The 18,833-nt window shown below is 34.5% G+C and carries 13 protein-coding genes; 5 read left to right on the plus strand and 8 right to left on the minus strand.

Features of this window, described 5'->3' with window-relative positions; translation table 11 throughout:
* Positions 1-20 precede the first annotated feature (20 nt).
* From ASD98_RS11705 to pdeM, 4 genes are all read left to right on the plus strand, one after another.
* Positions 21-1,076, plus strand: a complete 1,056-nt coding sequence (locus ASD98_RS11705) for a ligase-associated DNA damage response exonuclease (RefSeq protein ID WP_056204680.1) — start codon at positions 21-23, stop codon at positions 1,074-1,076.
* A gap of 6 nt (positions 1,077-1,082) precedes the next feature.
* Positions 1,083-2,684, plus strand: a complete 1,602-nt coding sequence (locus ASD98_RS11710; protein WP_056204683.1) for an ATP-dependent DNA ligase — start codon at positions 1,083-1,085, stop codon at positions 2,682-2,684.
* 103 nt (positions 2,685-2,787) lie between these two features.
* Positions 2,788-5,277: a ligase-associated DNA damage response DEXH box helicase gene (locus ASD98_RS11715; protein ID WP_056204686.1), complete on the plus strand. Its 2,490-nt coding sequence runs from the start codon at positions 2,788-2,790 to the stop codon at positions 5,275-5,277.
* 6 nt (positions 5,278-5,283) lie between these two features.
* Positions 5,284-5,916, plus strand: a complete 633-nt coding sequence (gene pdeM / locus ASD98_RS11720; RefSeq protein ID WP_056204689.1) for a ligase-associated DNA damage response endonuclease PdeM — start codon at positions 5,284-5,286, stop codon at positions 5,914-5,916.
* Between the two features lies 1 nt (position 5,917).
* On the opposite strand, the gene apaG is transcribed toward pdeM, so the two are convergent.
* The 6 genes from apaG to map all read right to left on the minus strand — a co-directional run bounded on the left by apaG (position 5,918) and on the right by map (position 12,873).
* A complete protein-coding gene (apaG, locus tag ASD98_RS11725; protein ID WP_056204692.1) occupies positions 5,918-6,304 on the minus strand; it encodes a Co2+/Mg2+ efflux protein ApaG in 387 nt (128 codons plus the stop codon).
* Between the two features lie 79 nt (positions 6,305-6,383).
* Complete coding sequence (locus tag ASD98_RS11730) at positions 6,384-7,643, minus strand: DUF5103 domain-containing protein (protein WP_056204694.1); 1,260 nt, start codon at positions 7,641-7,643, stop codon at positions 6,384-6,386.
* A 78-nt stretch (positions 7,644-7,721) separates the two neighbouring features.
* The gene (locus ASD98_RS11735; RefSeq protein WP_056204697.1) at positions 7,722-10,622 is read right to left on the minus strand and encodes a DEAD/DEAH box helicase; all 2,901 of its coding nucleotides are present in this window, start codon (positions 10,620-10,622) and stop codon (positions 7,722-7,724) included.
* Between the two features lie 125 nt (positions 10,623-10,747).
* Positions 10,748-11,521, minus strand: coding sequence for a class I SAM-dependent methyltransferase (locus ASD98_RS11740; RefSeq protein ID WP_056204700.1), 774 nt, complete (start codon positions 11,519-11,521; stop codon positions 10,748-10,750).
* Positions 11,522-11,602: 81 nt separating this feature from the next.
* Positions 11,603-11,977 carry a GxxExxY protein gene (locus ASD98_RS11745; RefSeq protein ID WP_056204702.1) on the minus strand — a complete coding sequence of 125 codons (375 nt, stop codon included), beginning with the start codon at positions 11,975-11,977 and terminating at the stop codon, positions 11,603-11,605.
* Between the two features lie 77 nt (positions 11,978-12,054).
* Positions 12,055-12,873, minus strand: coding sequence for a type I methionyl aminopeptidase (map, locus tag ASD98_RS11750; RefSeq protein ID WP_053472055.1), 819 nt, complete (start codon positions 12,871-12,873; stop codon positions 12,055-12,057).
* A gap of 255 nt (positions 12,874-13,128) precedes the next feature.
* On the opposite strand from map, the gene ASD98_RS11755 reads away from it, so the two are divergent.
* Positions 13,129-14,382, plus strand: a complete 1,254-nt coding sequence (locus ASD98_RS11755) for a DUF445 domain-containing protein (protein ID WP_056204707.1) — start codon at positions 13,129-13,131, stop codon at positions 14,380-14,382.
* Between the two features lie 183 nt (positions 14,383-14,565).
* On the opposite strand, the gene gpmI is transcribed toward ASD98_RS11755, so the two are convergent.
* Positions 14,566-16,083, minus strand: a complete 1,518-nt coding sequence (gene gpmI, locus ASD98_RS11760) for a 2,3-bisphosphoglycerate-independent phosphoglycerate mutase (protein ID WP_056204710.1) — start codon at positions 16,081-16,083, stop codon at positions 14,566-14,568.
* Between the two features lie 141 nt (positions 16,084-16,224).
* Positions 16,225-18,654, minus strand: a complete 2,430-nt coding sequence (locus ASD98_RS11765) for a DUF5916 domain-containing protein (protein ID WP_056204715.1) — start codon at positions 18,652-18,654, stop codon at positions 16,225-16,227.
* Positions 18,655-18,833 lie beyond the last annotated feature (179 nt).

Consider the following 18,833-nt stretch of genomic DNA (forward strand, 5'->3'; position numbering starts at 1 on the left):
ATATTTTAAATGCAACATTTATGAAAATACCACTGCTAGCTTTTAATGATAAAGGTATTTACTGTCAGCAGGCAGATGTTTATCTTGATCCGTGGCGTCCTGTAAAGAATGCCATAATTACGCACGGACATTCTGATCACGCACGCTGGGGGCATCAAAATTATATTACACATCATACCAATATTCCCATAATACGCCATCGTTTGGGCGAAATAAATGTTGCCGGAAAAGAGTGGGGAGAAACCTTCGTTATTAATAACGTAAAATTTTCGCTTCACCCCGCCGGACATATTATTGGAAGTTCGCAGATTAGAGTAGAACACAAAGGCGAAGTCTGGGTTTTTACCGGAGATTATAAAACGGAAGACGACGGAATTTCAACTCCTTATGAAGTAATAAAATGCGACACTTTCATAACCGAATGTACTTTCGGATTACCCGCTTTTAACTGGACACCACAAGCTGAAGTTATTTCGGAAATTAATAATTGGTGGGCCGAAAATAAAGCCGAAGGCAGAACGTCAATTCTTTTTGGATATTCTTTAGGAAAAGCACAACGGCTTTTAAAATACTTAGATACCGATATCGGAAAAATATACACGCACGGCGCCATCGAAAACATGACGAATGTTTTACGGCCGATGGTTTACTTTCCTCCAACCGAATTAATTACAAGAGAAACAAAAAGAGAAGCGCTTTTAGGAAATATTGTTCTCGCTCCGCCAAGCGCACATGGAAGCATCTGGATTAGAAAAATGACACCCTTTGTAACCGGATCAGCCAGCGGATGGATGGCTTTTCGAGGCGCAAGACGAAGACGCGCAATTGACAAAGGTTTTGTATTAAGCGATCATTGTGACTGGCATTCTTTATTAGAAAGTGTAAAAGCAACGGGTGCAGAACGAGTAATCTGCACGCACGGTTATACCGATATTTTTGCCAAATATTTAAGAGAATTAGGTTACGATGCCAGAACCGAAAAGACACAATACGAAGGTGAAACTGCCGAAATGGAAAAAGAAGAAAAGGAAGTCGAAGCAGATCAAAACGAAACTTCGATTATTTCTGAAAATTAAATGTAAATGAAAAATTTCGCCCAACTTATAAAAACACTGGACAGTTCCAATAAAACGAACGTAAAAGTCGATGCTTTGACTACGTATTTTAAAAATGCATCGCCGGAAGATAAAGTATGGACTATTGCGATTCTTTCGCACCGTCGCCCTGCCAGACCGGTTAATACTACTTTGCTTAGGCTTTGGGCAAATGAACTGGCCAATATTCCGTTATGGCTTTTTGAAGAAAGTTACCATATCGTCGGCGATTTAGCCGAAACTATTGCTTTGATAATCCCAACGACAAAAGAACATTCTGATAAAAGTTTAACCGAATTTCTACAGGAAATCATCGCCTTAAAAAAGAAAACCGATTCCGAGAAAAAAGAATATCTGCATGAAAACTGGATGGCATTAAATTATTACGAACGTTTTGTTTTTACCAAACTAATTACCGGAAGTTTTAGAATCGGCGTAAGCCAAAAATTAATGACAAGAGCATTGTCAAAAGCAGAAAATGTTGATGAAGATGCATTGGCTTATAAATTAATGGGAAACTGGAATCCGAACACGATTACTTTTCAGGAATTGATTTTGGATGAACAAAGTTCCGATTATTTATCAAAACCTTATCCGTTTTATCTTGCGTACCCAATTGAAGGCGAAGTGGAAGATTTAGGAAATCCCGAAGATTGGTCCATCGAACATAAATGGGACGGAATTCGGTCACAGACAATCATCCGCGAAAGCGAAATTTATATTTGGTCAAGAGGCGAGGAGCTGGTTACGGATAAATATCCTGAGTTTAAATCTTTCGTCGGATTGATTCCAAACGGAACTGTAATTGATGCCGAGATTTTAGCTTTTCCCGAAAATGAAATCGGAACTTTTAATGATTTACAAGCCCGAATCGGACGAAAAACCATATCGGCAAATCTTTTAGAGAAAGTTCCGGTAATTCTTAAAGCGTACGATATTTTAGAATGGGAGGGAAAAGATATTCGAAATTTACCGTATATGGAAAGAAGAAAATTATTGGAAGATTTATACGATGAAATAAAAGATTATACGACTTCGTTTCAGCTTTCAAAACGAGTTGCTTTAACTTCCTGGGAAGATGTAGTAAAAGAAAGAGAATGCGCCCGCGAAATGAAAAGCGAGGGTTTGATGATAAAACGCAACAATTCGCCGTATCAGGTTGGAAGAAAAAAAGGCGATTGGTGGAAATGGAAAATCGAACCTCTAGTAATTGATGCCGTTCTAACGTACGCCATGCGCGGGCACGGACGACGTTCCAATTTATTTACTGATTATACTTTTGCGCTTTGGCAAAACAATGAAAACGGAGAGAAAGAACTCGTCACTTTCGCAAAAGCATATTCCGGTTTAACCGATGCCGAATTTAGAAAAGTAGATGATTTTATAAAGAAGAATACTTTAGAGCGTTTTGGTCCGGTGCGAAGCGTAACGCCGCAATTGGTTTTTGAAATTGGTTTTGAAGGAATTTCACTTTCCAAAAGACATAAAAGCGGAATAGCTACAAGATTCCCAAGAATTTTGAGATGGAGACAAGACAAAAAAATAGAAGAAGCCAATTCTATTGAAGATTTAAAAAATATGATTTCATAAAAGATTCAAAGGGACAAAGTAACAGAGTTTCAAAGAAAAAAACTTTAGGAAACAGCTAGACTTTGTCCCTCTGAGCCTTTGCAACTTTGAACCTTATAAAAAAATGAACAGGGACGAATTATATGTAGTAGCCGAAAACTGGTTTAAAAGTCAGGGTTGGAAATCTTTTCCGTTTCAGACTCAAACCTGGACCGCTTTTCTGCAAGGGAAAAATGGTTTGTTAAACGCGCCAACAGGAAGTGGGAAAACCTATGCTCTGTGGTTTCCTGTAGTTCTCGATTACATAAAAAAAAATCCCGATTATAAAACTACCCGAGGCGAAGCCGAACGGAGCTTAGCTAAACACAAGTCTGGATTAAAAGCCATTTGGATTACGCCATTGCGAGCACTTTCTGTAGAAATAAAACAGGCTGCAGAGCGAATTATTACAGATCTGGATTTGCCTTTAACTGTTGGAATTCGTTCGGGAGATACTTCGCAAAGCGAAAGAACGAAGCAGAAAAACAAAATGCCCGATCTTTTAATTATAACGCCTGAAAGTTTACAGCTTCTTTTGGCTTCAAAACAATACGAAAAAACCTTTGCCAATTGCGGCGCCATTGTAGTAGACGAATGGCACGAATTGATGGGAACCAAACGTGGAGTACAAATGGAGTTGGCGCTTTCGAGATTAAAAACAATCGCTCCAAAAATGCGAATCTGGGGAATTTCGGCAACTATTGGAAATCTCGAATTGGCGCAAGAAGTTTTGTTAGGTCATGATACAGAAGCGTATCAAAATTCAGTTTTGATAAAAGCGCACATCAACAAAAAAATAAAAATAGAATCGATTCTTCCTGAAAAAATGGAAACCTATCCGTGGCGCGGACACATGGGGTTGCATTTGATTGATGAGGTTGCCAAAATCATCCGAAGAAGTAAAACGACTTTAATTTTTACCAATGTACGTTCGGCTTGTGAAATTTGGTTTCAGGCCATTTTAGAAAGATATCCAGAATTTGCCGGGGAAATGGCAATGCATCACGGAAGCATCAGCAGAGAAACTCGTTTGTGGGTTGAAGACGCAATTCGAAACGAAGAATTAAAAGTGGTAGTTTGTACTTCGAGTCTGGATCTTGGTGTCGATTTTGCGCCTGTTGAAACGATTATTCAGGTTGGCGGTCCAAAAGGTGTTGCGCGTTTCTTGCAAAGAGCGGGAAGAAGCGGACACCAGCCCGGAAAAGAAAGTGTGATTTATTTTCTAGCTACTCATGCTATGGAATTAATCGAAGCTTCGGCATTAAAAAAAGCGGTTGCCAAAACAGTTGTCGAAGATCGAATGCCGTATTTAAACAGTTGGGATGTTTTGGTTCAATATTTAAATACTCTGGCAGTTTCTGACGGATTTTTTCCCGATGAAATTTACGAAGAAGTCAAAACAACATTCTGTTATCAAAATATAACCAAAGAAAACTGGAACTGGATTTTAAATTTCATCACCAATGGAAGTCAGAGTCTACAAGCTTACGATGAATTCAAAAAAGTAGAAATCGAAGAAGACGGACGCTATAAAATCAACAGCCGATTTATTGCCATGCATCACCGAATGCAAATGGGAACGATTGTGGGCGACGCAGTTTTGAATGTGAAATTTTTAAGTGGCGGTTTTATCGGAACAATTGAAGAATGGTTTGCCTCAAAATTACAACGAGGAGATGTTTTTACTTTTGCAGGAAGGCGACTCGAATTATTTCAAATTAAAAATATGCAGGTTTTAGTTCGAAAAGCGGATCCGAAGAAAACTGCGAGAGTCGTAAGCTGGATGGGAGGACGAATGACATTATCGGCACAAATGAGTGAATTGCTTCGGGAAGAATTGTATGCAGCAAACACAGACAATTTAACACCCGAATTAAAAGCTTTGAAGCCTATTTTTGACAGACAGCGAAAAGAAAGTATTGTGCCTAATAATGATGAATTTTTAATAGAAACCTTTAAAACACGCGAAGGTTTTCATGCGATTTTTTATCCGTTTGAAGGACGCTATGTTCACGAAGCAATGGCAAGTTTAATTTCGTATCGAATTAGTTTATTATCGCCAATCACATTTTCGCTTGCGTATAATGATTACGGATTTGAGTTGCTTTCGGATCAGGAAATTGATATGCAGTCTGTTTTTGATAATAATTTATTTTCTACAGAATATGTGCATCATGATTTGCAGAAAAGTTTAAATTCAACCGAAATGGCGCGTAGAAAGTTTAGAGATATTGCCGTAATAGCTGGTTTAGTTTTTACAGGAATGCCGGGAAAACCAGTTAAAACAAAACATTTACAAAGCGGTTCGCAATTGCTTTTTGAAGTTTTTAGAGATTATGAACCCGATAATTTACTTTTGCAACAAGCCTTTATCGAAACCTTTGAACATCAGTTAGAAGAAGGACGTTTAATTCAGGCTATGGAAAGAATAAATAACCAGAATATTGTCTGGAAACAATGCAAGAAACCAACGCCATTTAGTTTCCCGATCATTACAGATCGTTTAAGGGAAAAAATATCAAGCGAAACATTACAGGAAAGAATTAAAAAAATGACCGCAAGTTATATAAAATAAGGAATTATGAAAATCAGTATCAACAATCAAAATTTCGTTTTGCATCAATCTGGAGCAGCTTTTTGGGAAGAAAAGAAAATACTTTTTATTTCTGATTTGCACTTGGGGAAAATTGCACATTTCAGAAAACACGGAATGGCAATTCCGGAGAAAGCGGTTTTGGAAAATTTTACGAGATTAAATGAAGTTTTGAGTTTATTCGATGCTGAAACGATTATTTTTCTGGGAGATTTATTCCACAGTAAAATCAATAATGAATGGGATTTTTTTGCAGATTGGACTAAAACAGTTTCTCAGCAGATTATTCTAGTGGAAGGGAATCATGATATTATTTCAAAAAAAAACTACGCCGATTTAAATATCCAAATTTACGAAGAACTGATAATCAATGATTTTCTCTTAACGCATCATCCAACAACAAGAGAAAACTTTTTTAATTTTTGCGGACACATTCATCCCGGAATAAAATTGAAAGGATTGGGCAGACAGTTTTTGAGTTTATCTTGCTTTTTTAGAAAGCCGCATCAATTTATCTTTCCTTCTTTTGGGGAATTTACAGGTAATTTTTATTTAATTCCCGAAGAAAATGACCAAGTATATACCATTACAAAGGAAGAAGTAATAGAAATAAAACGCTGAATTAGTTTAAAGCAAAAGGAGCACACATTCTAAAAGTAGGAACAATTACTTTGAATGTTTTAGTCGTAGTGAAATTAATCATATTAAAATGACCTTTCATAGCACCATAAGGAGATGATAATAAACAACCAGAACTGTAAGTGTGATTTTCACCTGGTTTTAAAACAGGTTTTTTTCCAATAACGCCTTCTCCGTCTACAACATCCAGGTCGTTTAATGAATCATGAATTTCCCAATGACGAGAAGTTAACTGAACAGAATCTTTACTATGATTTTCGATTGTAACCACGTAACTAAAAGCAAAGTGAATCTTATAGTTCTTGAAGTAAGTGCCTTCAAAACTAGTTAAAACCGATATTTTTATGCCTCGTGTAATTTGAGAAACCATATTAACCTAGTAAATCTGTGTGAGTTATAGGCACAAAGCTACGAAAAAAAATTAGGAAACCTAAAACCTTAACAATGTTTTAATTAACGATGTTTATTGAGTTTGCATTACCTTTTCCTATAACTCTTTGATATCGATCTGTACTTTCTCTGTAATAAACTAATATAGTGTACTCGTTTTCTGTTTGATAAAAATTACCATCAATCGCATTTTCATAATCAATATTACCTTTTTTATCGGCAACAGTATATTGAAAATTAGTAAAACCCTGTTTGATCATTACGGCTTTTTCAAAAACGGCTTTATCAGTATTATAATCCAGTTTATATTCTGGTGATAAGCTGTAATTGTTGAACATTCCGGTTACATAAATATCTTTGTTGAGCCTGAAAACCGGAGCCGAAAGTGTAAAATAAACCCAGGCATAATCAGCTTCAATGCTGTTGTCTGAACCGTTTATGTTTTTAACAACAAAATTTCCGTTAACATCCTGATAATTGGTATAAATCTGATTTCCTCTTGCGGCATTGGTGTACAAATAGGCATTGTAAATATCATTGTTAGCGCCCACTCTTCCTACGTTATTATTTGCTGCACGAATGTCTTTATTTTCAAAATATAAAAATTCATTTCCACCCCAAAATTGCGTTTCAGCATCGTATTTATAAACCAGTTGATTTCCAATTGTGTACTGCGGTACAATATTTTTAATACCTGTATTGAAATTTCCGTTTTGGTATAAAAGAACTTTTACATTTTGAATTGGAGTTTGAAAAGTAATATCATTTGAAACAATCGAAAAATCCAAATTCTGTTTGTAATCAATATTGCTAAGGTTTCGGGTTCTTTTTACCTGTGCTGCAACGGTGCAATGATCTTCATATAAAATGAATTTTCGGGAGAAAACAACTTCTTTATCTTCATTTAAAATTTTCAGGATATAATTTCCGGACAATCTTAACTGCGTTGTAAATTGATTTGGAAACGCTAGTCGGTAATGTGAATAAACCTGAAGCGTGTTAAACGAGTTAGAATAATCTGTAATTCTCTGCCCGTCAAAACCTCGAAGATAATCTGTTTTCGGAATATCGGTTGGTTTCCAGTTATAATCGCAATGTGTGATTTCAAAATAATAATTGGCTTCGTTGCCAAATAAGTCATCAAACTGAAATTCAAACGTAGAATTCAATTCAAATACCGGAACAACATTATTGCCATTCTGAACAAAAGTAACGGTTTTGATATTGTATGGAGGAACTACTTCAGTTTGTATTTCCTGAGCTTTCGCGAAAGTAAAAACAAAAAACAAAAGCAAACTTTGATATAAAAATTTTGGCATCTTATTACGTTGTAAGATTGTAAATATAAGAATTTTATTAAACGTAATAAGATGCCATTTATTGGATGAAGCAATTTATTAAGAATTCAAAATGTATTCTAAATTAGCTTCAATCTCATCATTTATATAGCTTTCTTCTAAAAGGGAATCAGATAAAAGCTTTTTATTTTCCTGTAGTTTGATGATTTTTTCTTCTACCGTATTTTTCGAAATAAAACGAATCACGTTGACTTTATTTAATTGTCCAATTCGGTGTGCCCTTCCAACTCCTTGCTTTTCTGCAAAAGGATTCCACCACGGATCTAAAAATAAAACATAAGAAGCCTTCGTAATATTCAAACCAACGCCACCCGCTTTAAGCGAAATAAAAAATAACAAAGGCTCTTCTTTTTCCTGAAACAATTTTACCTGCTGTTCTCTTTTGCTGGCTGGGGTTTCACCTGTAATTTCACAATAGGCTATTTTGTTTTCCTTGCACCAATCGGTATAAAAATTCAAATTAGTAACAAACGAACTGAAAATGATCACTTTCTGTTTTGCTTTGACTAAATTTTCCAGATAATTGGTAACGGCGATATATTTCCCGGAATCAATTTCTGATTCCTGATCTACCATTTTCGGGTGATTACTCAACTGTCTTAATTTCATCAGCGTATTAATAATACTGATTTTGTCTGGACTTGAACCATCCATTTTCAATAAAAAGTTACGCGCTTTTGATTTTTCCTGTTCATATAATTTTTCCTGTTCAGGATCCATTTCGCAATAATAAATCTGCTCTGATAATTCGGGTAAATCTTTTAAAACCTGCTCTTTTGTCCGTCGTAAAATATAAGGCTGAACCAGGTTTTTTAATTCTGATAGAACGTCTTCATTTTGTTTTTTCTCAATCGGAATTTTAAAATTTTCTGCGAAAAAATTATAAGTTCCCAAAATGTCCGGATTTATAAACTGCATTTGCGACCATAAATCGTCAAGCGAGTTTTCGATTGGTGTACCACTTAAAGCGATTTTATGTCCCGTACTTATTTTATTTATGGCTTTAAAAATCTTAGAATTTTTATTTTTGATGTATTGACTTTCATCCAAAATCAAATAGCGGAAATCATATTTTTCTAAAATTGAAATATCACGATGAATAATACTGTAACTGGTAAAAATTAAATCTGTTGTTGCCAATCGGCTTGCTAATTGTTTTCTGTCATTACCCACATATTGCATTTTCGAAAAATGCGGAGTGAACTTTGCAGATTCGTTGTACCAGTTAAAAACCAATGAAGAAGGTAAAACAATCAAGGTTTTAAGCGGTTCTCTTTCTACAGTAGTTTCATTGGCGAATAAATCAAAATTGGTAGTTTTAGTCGTAAATCCTAATTGTTCCTGAACGGCAACCAGAACGGCCAAAGTCTGCAATGTTTTTCCAAGTCCCATATCATCTGCAAGACAAGCGCCCAAATTGGAATTAAAATGCCCTAAAAGCCATTTTACACCTTCAATTTGATACGGTCTTAAAGTTGCTTTTAATAAATCAGAAGCCACATATTCAGCCTTATACGTTACATCGTCTTTGATTTCGGCAATAGCATCAAGGGCAGTGAAATTACTTTTGCGTAAAAGTAAAGTTCCGCTTTCTATTTTGGCCAGTTTTGCCAGCGAACTGTATTTGCTGAACCATTCTAACGGAATCAAAAAATAATTTCCATCTGGCAAAGGAAAAAGCCTTTCTTTACTTTTTATATTCGGAATAATTTCGCTGAAATTAATTGTATATGACCCAATTGTAATGATAATTTTGATGTCAAACCAATCTCCATTTGTGTCTTTTGATGCAGAAACGGTATGATTTGATGTAATAATTTCTTTGCTTTCAAGTTTTAAATTTTGAATGTTAAAACCTAAACTTTCCAGCTTTTCTTTATTATCAATTATCAATTGAATGTTGATATAAGGATCTGAAGTTTCAGCCTCAGAATTTAATCCAAATAACTCGTTTTTGATTTTTATTAAACCAATTTCGGTTAATTTATCGACATACAAATTTTCATCAGCATTTCGTTTAAACTGAATGATTTTAGGTTCATTTGCAACACTGAAATCTACAAACGAATGTGTTTTCTTTGTTTTGCTCCCGTCAAATGAATAGCCGTTATAATCAAAATAAAGGTTGAGGTAATAACAGTTTTTAAAGAAATCGTAAACCGGCTGAATCGAGCAGGAAGTAATTTCATCACGCTGATCAATTTCAAAACCTGTTGCTTCAATATCAATTTTTTTAGCTATTTCGGGAATAAAATTCTTAAAATAATCATCAACTAATTTTGAAGGTATTTCAATTGATTTTTTCTTTAAAAAAGGCATCAGTTTTTTAGCATTAAGGGCCGTTAACTGACCTAATTTTTTATTGATAATTAACCAGCCCGGTTCATCCAAAAGGATATCAACATTGCTTTCCATGGGTAAAAAAGCCTTTTCATTTTCTTTTAAAGAAAGGGTATAGGTAATTCCTTCGGCGTGTTTGTCAAATTGAATTTGAGGTTCAAAATAAAGCGGACTTATATCAACTCTCGAGCGATAAAAATCTTTTTCGGGTCCAATGTTTATTGACAACGGAAATTGTCCTTCAACAATTAAACTGTAAAAAGAAGACAGATTTAATTTTAAATGCTGACGGATTGCAAATTCAATTTTAGAATCTTTTTGTAAATCAGCAATGGTTTTTGCCGATTTGATTTTAACACTGAATTTTTTGAATATAAATTCAGTTTTTAAAGACTCGCAGGCAGTCAGTATTTTTTTTGTATTCGAATCTAAATTGTCAAAAACAATTCCGAAACTTTGAATTATTCCGGCGGTTGCTTTTTTGTCCAGATATTTGATTTCATCGATATTCTCAACGATGTAGGATGTTGGAATATAAACATTCAGATTTTTTTCAAAACTGATGTCAAAACAGAACTGAAATGATTTTGTAGGTTCCAAGGTTTAGGGATTTGGGTTGGCTTGTAAATTAAGAATTGGGCTAAAAAAATAAAGAGTTTTCAAAATATCAATAATTTGAAAACTCTTTTTAAATGAACTTATATCACTTATATGGTGAAAAAAAATTAGTTTTCCTGTTTAAAGCAAAGCGGTATAATCTCGCCTTTTGCCAAACAGTATTTTTCTACCAATTCTGGTGCAATTTTATTGGTGTAATCTTCTTCAATGACAATAAAGCCAATGCTTCTTAACTTGTCGAAATAATCGCGCCCGTAAATACGAACGTGATCGTATTGTCCGAATATTTTAGCACGCTCTTTTTGATCTGTAATTGAATCGTCTGCAAAAGTAACTTCACGGTTTAAATCCTGTGGAATCTGTAAAATCGCCATTCCGCCCGGTTTTAAAACGCGGAATAATTCCTGCATCGCTTTTGTGTCATCCGGAATATGTTCTAAAACGTGATTACATAAAATCACATCATATTCGTTGTCTTTAAAAGGTAAATTGCAAATGTCTGCTTTTACATCGGCCAATGGCGAAAATAAATCAGTTGTGGTGTAATCAAGGTTTTTCTGCTTGCGAAATCTTTTATAAAAAGCTTGTTCCGGAGCAAAATGAAGTACTTTTTTCGGTGCTGTAAAAAAATCAGTCTGATCGTTTAAATACAACCAAAGCAAGCGGTGTCTTTCTAAAGAAAGTGTACTTGGCGAAAGTACATTGTTACGCTGCTTTCCGTATCCGTAAGGTAAAAATGATTTAAAGCTTCTGCCATCAATAGGATCTGTAAATTTATCTCCCTTTAATGAGAAAGCCAAAATGGGACGCGCCACATAACTCAAACGAATTAATAATGGACGCGGGATTGTATTAAGTACTAATTTAAAAAGTTTCTTCACGGTTAAATAAATTTGAACACGAATTTCACAAATTGACACGGATTAATACTGTGGTGAAATTTCACGAACTTTTGATTTGGGTTATAGTATTATTCTTTTGTATTTAAGGCTGTCTTCTCCAAAATTGACTAATAGGCCTAATTTATTTTTTGATGCAGCCAAATAATTTAATGTCTGCTTGATTTCACTTGTTGTTAATGTTGCAATCGCTTTAAGCTCTAAAATAATTTCATCGAAAATAACGAAGTCTGCAAAATAGTAACTTGGTAATACAATGTCTTTGTAAGCGATATTATATCTTAATTCACGATTATAAGGAATCTCATTTCGTTGAAATTCATATTCTAAAGCATCTCCATAAACCTTTTCACTATGTCCTTTTCCTAAAATTTTATGGACCTCCATACAAATCCCAATAATTTTATAGGATTCATCTCTTAAATATAATTCACTCATCATTCATTCTTCATTCAATCTTTCAATCCGTGAAATTTCACCACAGTATTAATCCGTGCAAATTCGTGAAATCCGTGTTATAATACTAACGGCACTTTTCTAAATTCGTCTTCTTCGTTGCTTTCGATTCCTAGAGCTTTGTAGATATATTGGAAAGTCGATAATAATTCTGGTTTGCCATCAATTAATGCCACATCGTGTTCGAAATGCGCACTTGCTTTTCCGTCTGCAGTTGTGATTGTCCAGCCGTCTTTATGCTGTTTGATGTTTCTTGTTCCCATGTTAATCATAGGTTCAATTGCAACCACCATTCCTTCAACGAAAAGTTTTCCCCGGCCGCGTTTTCCGTAGTTTGGCATTTCAGGTTCTTCGTGCATTTTTTGCCCTAAGCCATGTCCGACCAATTCACGAACCACTCCATAACCGTGAGATTCAGTATATTTTTGAATTGCATTTCCAACATCTTCTACGCGATTTCCAGCTTTAAATTCTCTAATTCCAACATAAAGAGATTCTTTAGTTATCTGCAAAAGTTTTTTAACTTCCGGTGCAACTTCTCCAATTTCGAAACTGTAAGCATGATCTCCATGATATCCGTTTTTGAACGCACCGCAGTCTACCGAAATTACATCACCACTTTGTAAAGGCGTATTATTCGGAATTCCGTGTACAACCTGAGAATTCGGACTCATACAAAGTGAATTCGGGAAACCGTACAATCCTAAAAAGCTAGGAACTGCACCGTGATCACGAATGAATTCTTCGGCTAATTTGTCCAGATATAATGTAGTAACTCCTTCTTTAATTTCAGAAGCAATCATTCCTAATGTTTTCGATACGATCAAAGCACTTTCGCGCATTAATTCGATTTCCTCTCTCGTTTTTTGGATAATCATATTTTTCAGATTTTCAGTTCGCAAAAGTACAATTTTAATATTATTTTTTATCTAAAATTTTTTAGCTGTGAATTAGGTTTTTTTGCCACGAATTCACGAATTTATCAAAATGAAAATTGAATTTTACGAATTTTAATATTTTTAATTTTATAGATAAAGTTTTGAATAAAATTCGTGAATTCGTGGCAGTTTAAAGAATCAGAATAACTAAATATTTCAGAAAAAGCCATAAATTAGTAGTAAAATGTGATAATCATGGAAACTGCTACAGATCAAGATATAGTTAAAATAAAAGCTTTAAGGAAAATGCAGGCAAGTGCTTTGGCGCTTTTAGGTTTTGCCGTGCTTCTTTTTATAATTGCTATTTATTTTAAAATTCCGATGCTGCAGGCTTTTAGCGAAGCGGCAATGGTTGGGGGAATTGCCGATTGGTTTGCGGTTGTGGCTTTGTTTCGCCATCCGCTTGGTATTCCGATTTGGCATACAGCTATTATTCCAACAAAGAAAAATGAAATTGGAGAAAATCTCGGAAATTTTGTTTCAGAAGAGTTTTTAAATAGAGAAAAACTGGAAATTAAACTCGATGAATTCAACTTTGCCACAAAAGCTTCGGAGTGGCTTTCCCAGGAAGAAAATGCAGATAAAATTGCCAATGCAGTTGCAGTAAATATTATTCCCGGAATTTTAAAAACGATAAAAGATGAAGATGTCAGAAGATTTATTCAGGTTCAATTCAAAGAAAAATTGGAAGGAATAAATTTTGGAGACTGGGTTGCACTTGCTCTGGAACCTTTACAAAAAGGAAATGTAAAAGATCAATTGCTTACTAATCTTCTGGAAGTTATAAGTTCTGAATTAACAAATAACAAAGATTTGATTCGGAAAAAAGTAAAAGCTTCAACGCCTTTTTTGAGTTTTGGTCTTGCTGATAAAAGTATTACGGAAGGTGTTTTTAATGGTTTGCAAGACTTTTTAAATGAAGCTAAAAAACCGGAAAGTGAAATTAGAATTAAAATTGATGAATACGTTTATAATTTTCTCGAAAAGGTAAAAAACTCCGAAGAAATGCGAATTAAAATCAACGATATGATTTTGAGTTTTGCAGGAAAAAAAGAAGTTCAGGATTATATCAATGGAATTTGGGATGAAATAAAACTTTCGATAACTAATGATTTAAAAAAAGGAGACGAATCTTCTATTAAAAATAGTATTTCGGGTTTAATTCAAACTTTCGGAAATGGTATTAAAGAAGACACGATTATGATTGACAAAATCAATAATTTCATCAAAAACGACCTATTATCGGTTCTTCTAAACAATAAAAAGGTAATTGGAGATTTAATTTCGTCAACCGTAAAAAGCTGGGACGGGAAAGAGGTTTCTGAAAAACTGGAACTAGAAATAGGAAAAGATCTTCAATACATCAGAATCAACGGAACTTTAGTCGGCGGTATAATCGGACTTGTGATTTATGGTGTTGAACAGCTTTATCATTATTTTATAGTTTGATATACACAATCTTGTCATTTCGAGGAACGAGAAATCTTCGTGAGAAGCTCTACAAAGATTGGCGACTTTAGGAATGGAGTTTCTCGCGAAGATTTCTCGTTCCTCGAAATGACAAGAATGTTTAAAAAACAAAAAGAGACTAATTCTAAAATTAGTCTCTTTTTTTATGAATAAAATGATCTATTACAATAATGAATGACAAGTCATTGCGTTTGGCTGCTGCACTCCCATTAATTCTAAAATAGTAGGAGCGATGTCACCAAGAACACCATCTTGAATATTTTTCAATTGTTTGTCAACTAAAATAATCGGCACTGGATTTGTTGTGTGCGCTGTATTTGGGCTTCCATCAGGATTAATCATTGTTTCGCAGTTTCCGTGATCAGCAATTACGATTGTTGTGTAATCGTTAGCAAGAGCCGCTTCGATTACTTTTTTCGCACAAGCGTCAACTGCTTCACAAGCTTTAATAGCAGCACTCATAATTCCGGTATGTCCAACCATATCTCCATTTGCGAAGTTCAAACAAACGAAATCTACTTCACCTTTGTTCAGTTCAGGAACAAGAGCATCAGTAAGTTCGTACGCACTCATTTCCGGCTGTAAATCGTAAGTGGCTACTTTTGGAGAATTTCTTAAAATTCTTGATTCGCCTTCAAAAGGAATTTCTCTACCGCCTGAAAAAAAGAATGTTACGTGAGGGTATTTCTCAGTTTCAGCAATACGTATTTGTTTTTTACCCGCTTTCTCTAAAACTTCACCAAGAGTTTCAGTGATATTATCTTTATTGTAAACCACTTTTACGTTTTGGTACGTTTCGTCGTAGTTTGTAAGCGTTACATAATACAAGTTTAACTTGTGCATGTTTTGCTCGTGGAAATCATGCTGAGAAAGTGCTTCAGTAAGTTCACGACCTCTGTCTGTTCTAAAGTTAAAGAAGATAACAACATCACCTTCAATAATTGTAGCTAAAGGTTTTTGTTCTTCGTTAACAATTACAACCGGCTCGATAAATTCGTCAGTAACATCGTGTGCATAACTATCAAGAACACTCGCTACGGCATTTGTAGACGGAATTCCTACCCCGTTAACTACTAAATCGTAAGCTAGTTTTACACGTTCCCAACGTTTATCACGATCCATCGCATAATAACGGCCAATGATAGAAGCGATTTTTACCGGAGTATCTTTAATATATTCATCTAAATCGTGAATGTATTTTGCTCCAGATTTAGGGTCAACGTCACGTCCGTCTGTAAAAGCGTGAATGTAAACCTGATCTAAACCATATTCTTGAGATGCATCAATTAATCCGCGTAAGTGAGAAGTATGAGAGTGAACACCTCCATCAGAAACTAATCCTAAAAAGTGTACTTTTTTATTATTGTTTTTCGCATAAGTAAATGCGTCGATTAACACTTGTTCTTTAGCAAGCGTTTTATGGGCAACAGCTAAATTAATTTTTGCTAAATCCTGATATACAATTCTTCCGGCACCAAGGTTCATGTGCCCAACCTCACTGTTTCCCATTTGCCCCTCAGGTAAACCAACGTTTAATCCGTCAGTACGCAATTGAGCGCTTGGGTAATTTTTGTAAAGACTATTTATAAATGGAACATTTGCATTGTCTATTGCAGATACTTTAGGGTCAGGAGATTTTCCCCAACCGTCTAAAATCATAAGGATAACTTTTTTGTTCATTACATTTTTGTTTTCTACAAATATAAGGCATTTCTAAAATTTGAAGAGAAAGCTGTATGACATTTATGTTTAATAAAATGAAGTGTAACAAAAAATACTAAATTAATTATAGAACTCTTTATTTTTTAAAATTAATTCACACTAAGCTCTTTTTCTAACCTTATTTTTGACAGCATTATAGTCTATAAAATATTTTACACTCACAGAAAAAATGTGTTTTAGGGCATCGTTAGTCAATAAGCTCGTTACGTTGTTTTTGAAATCCTTATCGATGATACGTTCAAAATTAGAAGCGTTGTTTCTGTACAAAGCCGAAAGCTGACTTCCGGGCGCAAACCACCAGGAATACGATAAATCTGCATTCCAGGAATAAAAACTTGAGTTTTTGTTTTCTGTATATTGCGGATACGGATCTAGAGTTCCATCAGCTTCAAGTTTTAAAATATCTTTATTTTCTGCTGAAGACCAATATTGGCGAACGGCTAAATTAAGTGTCATAGTGCTGTTAATGGCATATTTTCCTGATATGGTATTGGCGTATGTAATCACGTCACGATTAGCAAAAACAATAGTTTCGGGAGTATTCTCATTATCGTCATCATCGTAACCGTCGACATAACCTTTGTTATTGTTTCTTTTAAGAAAACTAAAAGTGTAAACTAATAACAGTTTATCATTAAAGCGATATCTCGGACTAATGTCGGTACCATAAGCTGCTCTTCCGGGTTCATCAGCAACAGATAAGGATGGATTTATATCAATAGCAAATTTGTGGTTGTAATTTGTTGAAATACTTCCCCAAAAATCAAATTTTCTAGGAATTATAACATACCTATTGTCTGCTCTTGGTTCGTAGTAATCATAGGATTCTAATGGTGAAACAGAAAGCCCTGCTCCGTAATAATTGTTTTTTACGGTACTTAAATTTACTTCGGCTTCAATTCGGTTTGCCTGAACTTTTCCAGAATCTTTATTGAATTCAGAATACATTTCATAGTCAATTCTAAAACTATTAAAAAGCTTCGTTGGGTTTAGAATTCTGTAATTCGCATTTCCATAAAAATTGTAATAATTAGTATAGAAATTAATTCCCAAATCATTCGGGTCAAAATCTTTCGAAACAAAATCAGTACCTAAACTATAACGATAATTACCGCTTGTTTCTGCAAAACTAACAGTTGAGAAAACACCTTTTGTATCTTCGGTATCATTTATTGTGCTGTACTTTACATTTCCAAACAAGCTGTAAGTATTCGCTTTAGTATTTAAATCCCAGGCTAAACCCGTTACATTCGCATCTTTATAATGACCATTTCTGGTAACATTTGTATTTATAAAAGTAACTGATGAATTTTTTCTGAAACGCTGATCCAGTACTAAAACATTATAATTTGTGAGCGGTTCTACGACTTCACGTCTCGTTTCGCCGGAAATAGTGTCTTTTATTGTCGCAAAAGTTTTTTCGGTAACGGCATTTAAAATTCCAACTCCCAAACCATTTTTAGTTCTTCCGGAAAGTTTTAATGCATTAATAAGATTGACGTTTTGTACTGTTTCGATAATTTCTTCATCGTCTTTTAAATCGGGTTCAACAGAAGGTTTACCGCCAATTCTTCTCGAATAAAACATGTTCCCTTTATTAAATAAATCCGTTCCTTCGGTAAAAAAAGCTCGGTTTTCATTGAACTGCTGTTCAAACGGGCCTAAATTTAAAATTTGATCATCATATTTTGTCTGCCCAAAATCCGGAATTAAAATAGCATCAACAGTAAAGGCATCTGTAATTCCGTATTTTATATCCATTCCGCCTTTTACGGTTCCGTATGTTTTTTGCCCTTCTCCTGCATTCAAATAATAAGAAGCATAAGGCATAAAAAACAATCGGGTAGGAGGTTTTATGTTTTCAATTCCTTCTAAAACTCCGGCTTGCTGTGTAAAAGTTCCAATTTTTTTATCGACAAAGTTCCAGGTATATTTATAGCGTGTACGTTTTACTTCTCTGAAAAAATTAATTCCCCAGGTTTGTTTGTTTTCCTGCGAAAAACGCAATGCAGAATATGGAATCTTTATTTCAACAACCCATCCGTTTTCGGTAATCGAAGCTTTACTTATCCAAACGGCATCCCACGAATAATCTTCACCGTTTGCATCTGTCATAATACAATCTCCCTGAACATCAGCCGCAGAAACATAAAACATAAAATCCTGCTGACCGTCATTAAAACCATTTATAAAGACACCAAAGATATCCGCAGTTCCAAAATTATCACGCTGTGAAATCTCTTTTAAAATTTTATCAGGTTCATCATCATACATCATTGCACCAATATAAATAGCATCATTATCATATAAAACCTTGATATTAGTTTTTTTATTCTCCGGAGCTGCTTTTCCGTTATCAGGTTCTAATGTGATAAAGTCTGAGGCAATTCCAACATTTTCCCACGCGCTTTCTTCTAGCTTTCCGTCAATAGAAATGTTTTGCGAAATAGACTTCGCCTGTAATGCTTTTTTTTGACTGAAACACAAAAAAGTAGATAAAAGAAACGTTAGAAAAACAAGTTTATTCATGAAAATTTGAGCGAAAAATGATTGTAAAAGTACTTTAATTTAGGAATAATAGACTTCATTTTCTTTCACTTGTTACACTTTAAGTTTCAAAATTTCCACTTTTTTCATCTTTTTTTAAGAAAAAGGGTCAAAACGTTGTGATTTTTTGCGTGAGAAAAAATCTTACATAAATATCGTTT

Source organism: Flavobacterium sp. Root186 (assembly GCF_001428525.1).
Classification (GTDB): Bacteria; Bacteroidota; Bacteroidia; order Flavobacteriales; family Flavobacteriaceae; genus Flavobacterium.

What these genes read in the sequence shown, in the direction of transcription:
- ASD98_RS11705 (WP_056204680.1), top strand. Translation starts at nt 21, where the DNA reads ATGAAAATACCACTGCTAGCTTTTAATGATAAAGGTATTTACTGTCAG.
- ASD98_RS11710 (WP_056204683.1), top strand. Translation starts at nt 1,083, where the DNA reads ATGAAAAATTTCGCCCAACTTATAAAAACACTGGACAGTTCCAATAAA.
- ASD98_RS11715 (WP_056204686.1), top strand. Translation starts at nt 2,788, where the DNA reads ATGAACAGGGACGAATTATATGTAGTAGCCGAAAACTGGTTTAAAAGT.
- pdeM (WP_056204689.1), top strand. Translation starts at nt 5,284, where the DNA reads ATGAAAATCAGTATCAACAATCAAAATTTCGTTTTGCATCAATCTGGA.
- apaG (WP_056204692.1), bottom strand. Translation starts at nt 6,304, where the DNA reads ATGGTTTCTCAAATTACACGAGGCATAAAAATATCGGTTTTAACTAGT.
- ASD98_RS11730 (WP_056204694.1), bottom strand. Translation starts at nt 7,643, where the DNA reads ATGCCAAAATTTTTATATCAAAGTTTGCTTTTGTTTTTTGTTTTTACT.
- ASD98_RS11745 (WP_056204702.1), bottom strand. Translation starts at nt 11,977, where the DNA reads ATGAGTGAATTATATTTAAGAGATGAATCCTATAAAATTATTGGGATT.
- map (WP_053472055.1), bottom strand. Translation starts at nt 12,873, where the DNA reads ATGATTATCCAAAAAACGAGAGAGGAAATCGAATTAATGCGCGAAAGT.
- ASD98_RS11755 (WP_056204707.1), top strand. Translation starts at nt 13,129, where the DNA reads ATGGAAACTGCTACAGATCAAGATATAGTTAAAATAAAAGCTTTAAGG.
- gpmI (WP_056204710.1), bottom strand. Translation starts at nt 16,083, where the DNA reads ATGAACAAAAAAGTTATCCTTATGATTTTAGACGGTTGGGGAAAATCT.
- ASD98_RS11765 (WP_056204715.1), bottom strand. Translation starts at nt 18,654, where the DNA reads ATGAATAAACTTGTTTTTCTAACGTTTCTTTTATCTACTTTTTTGTGT.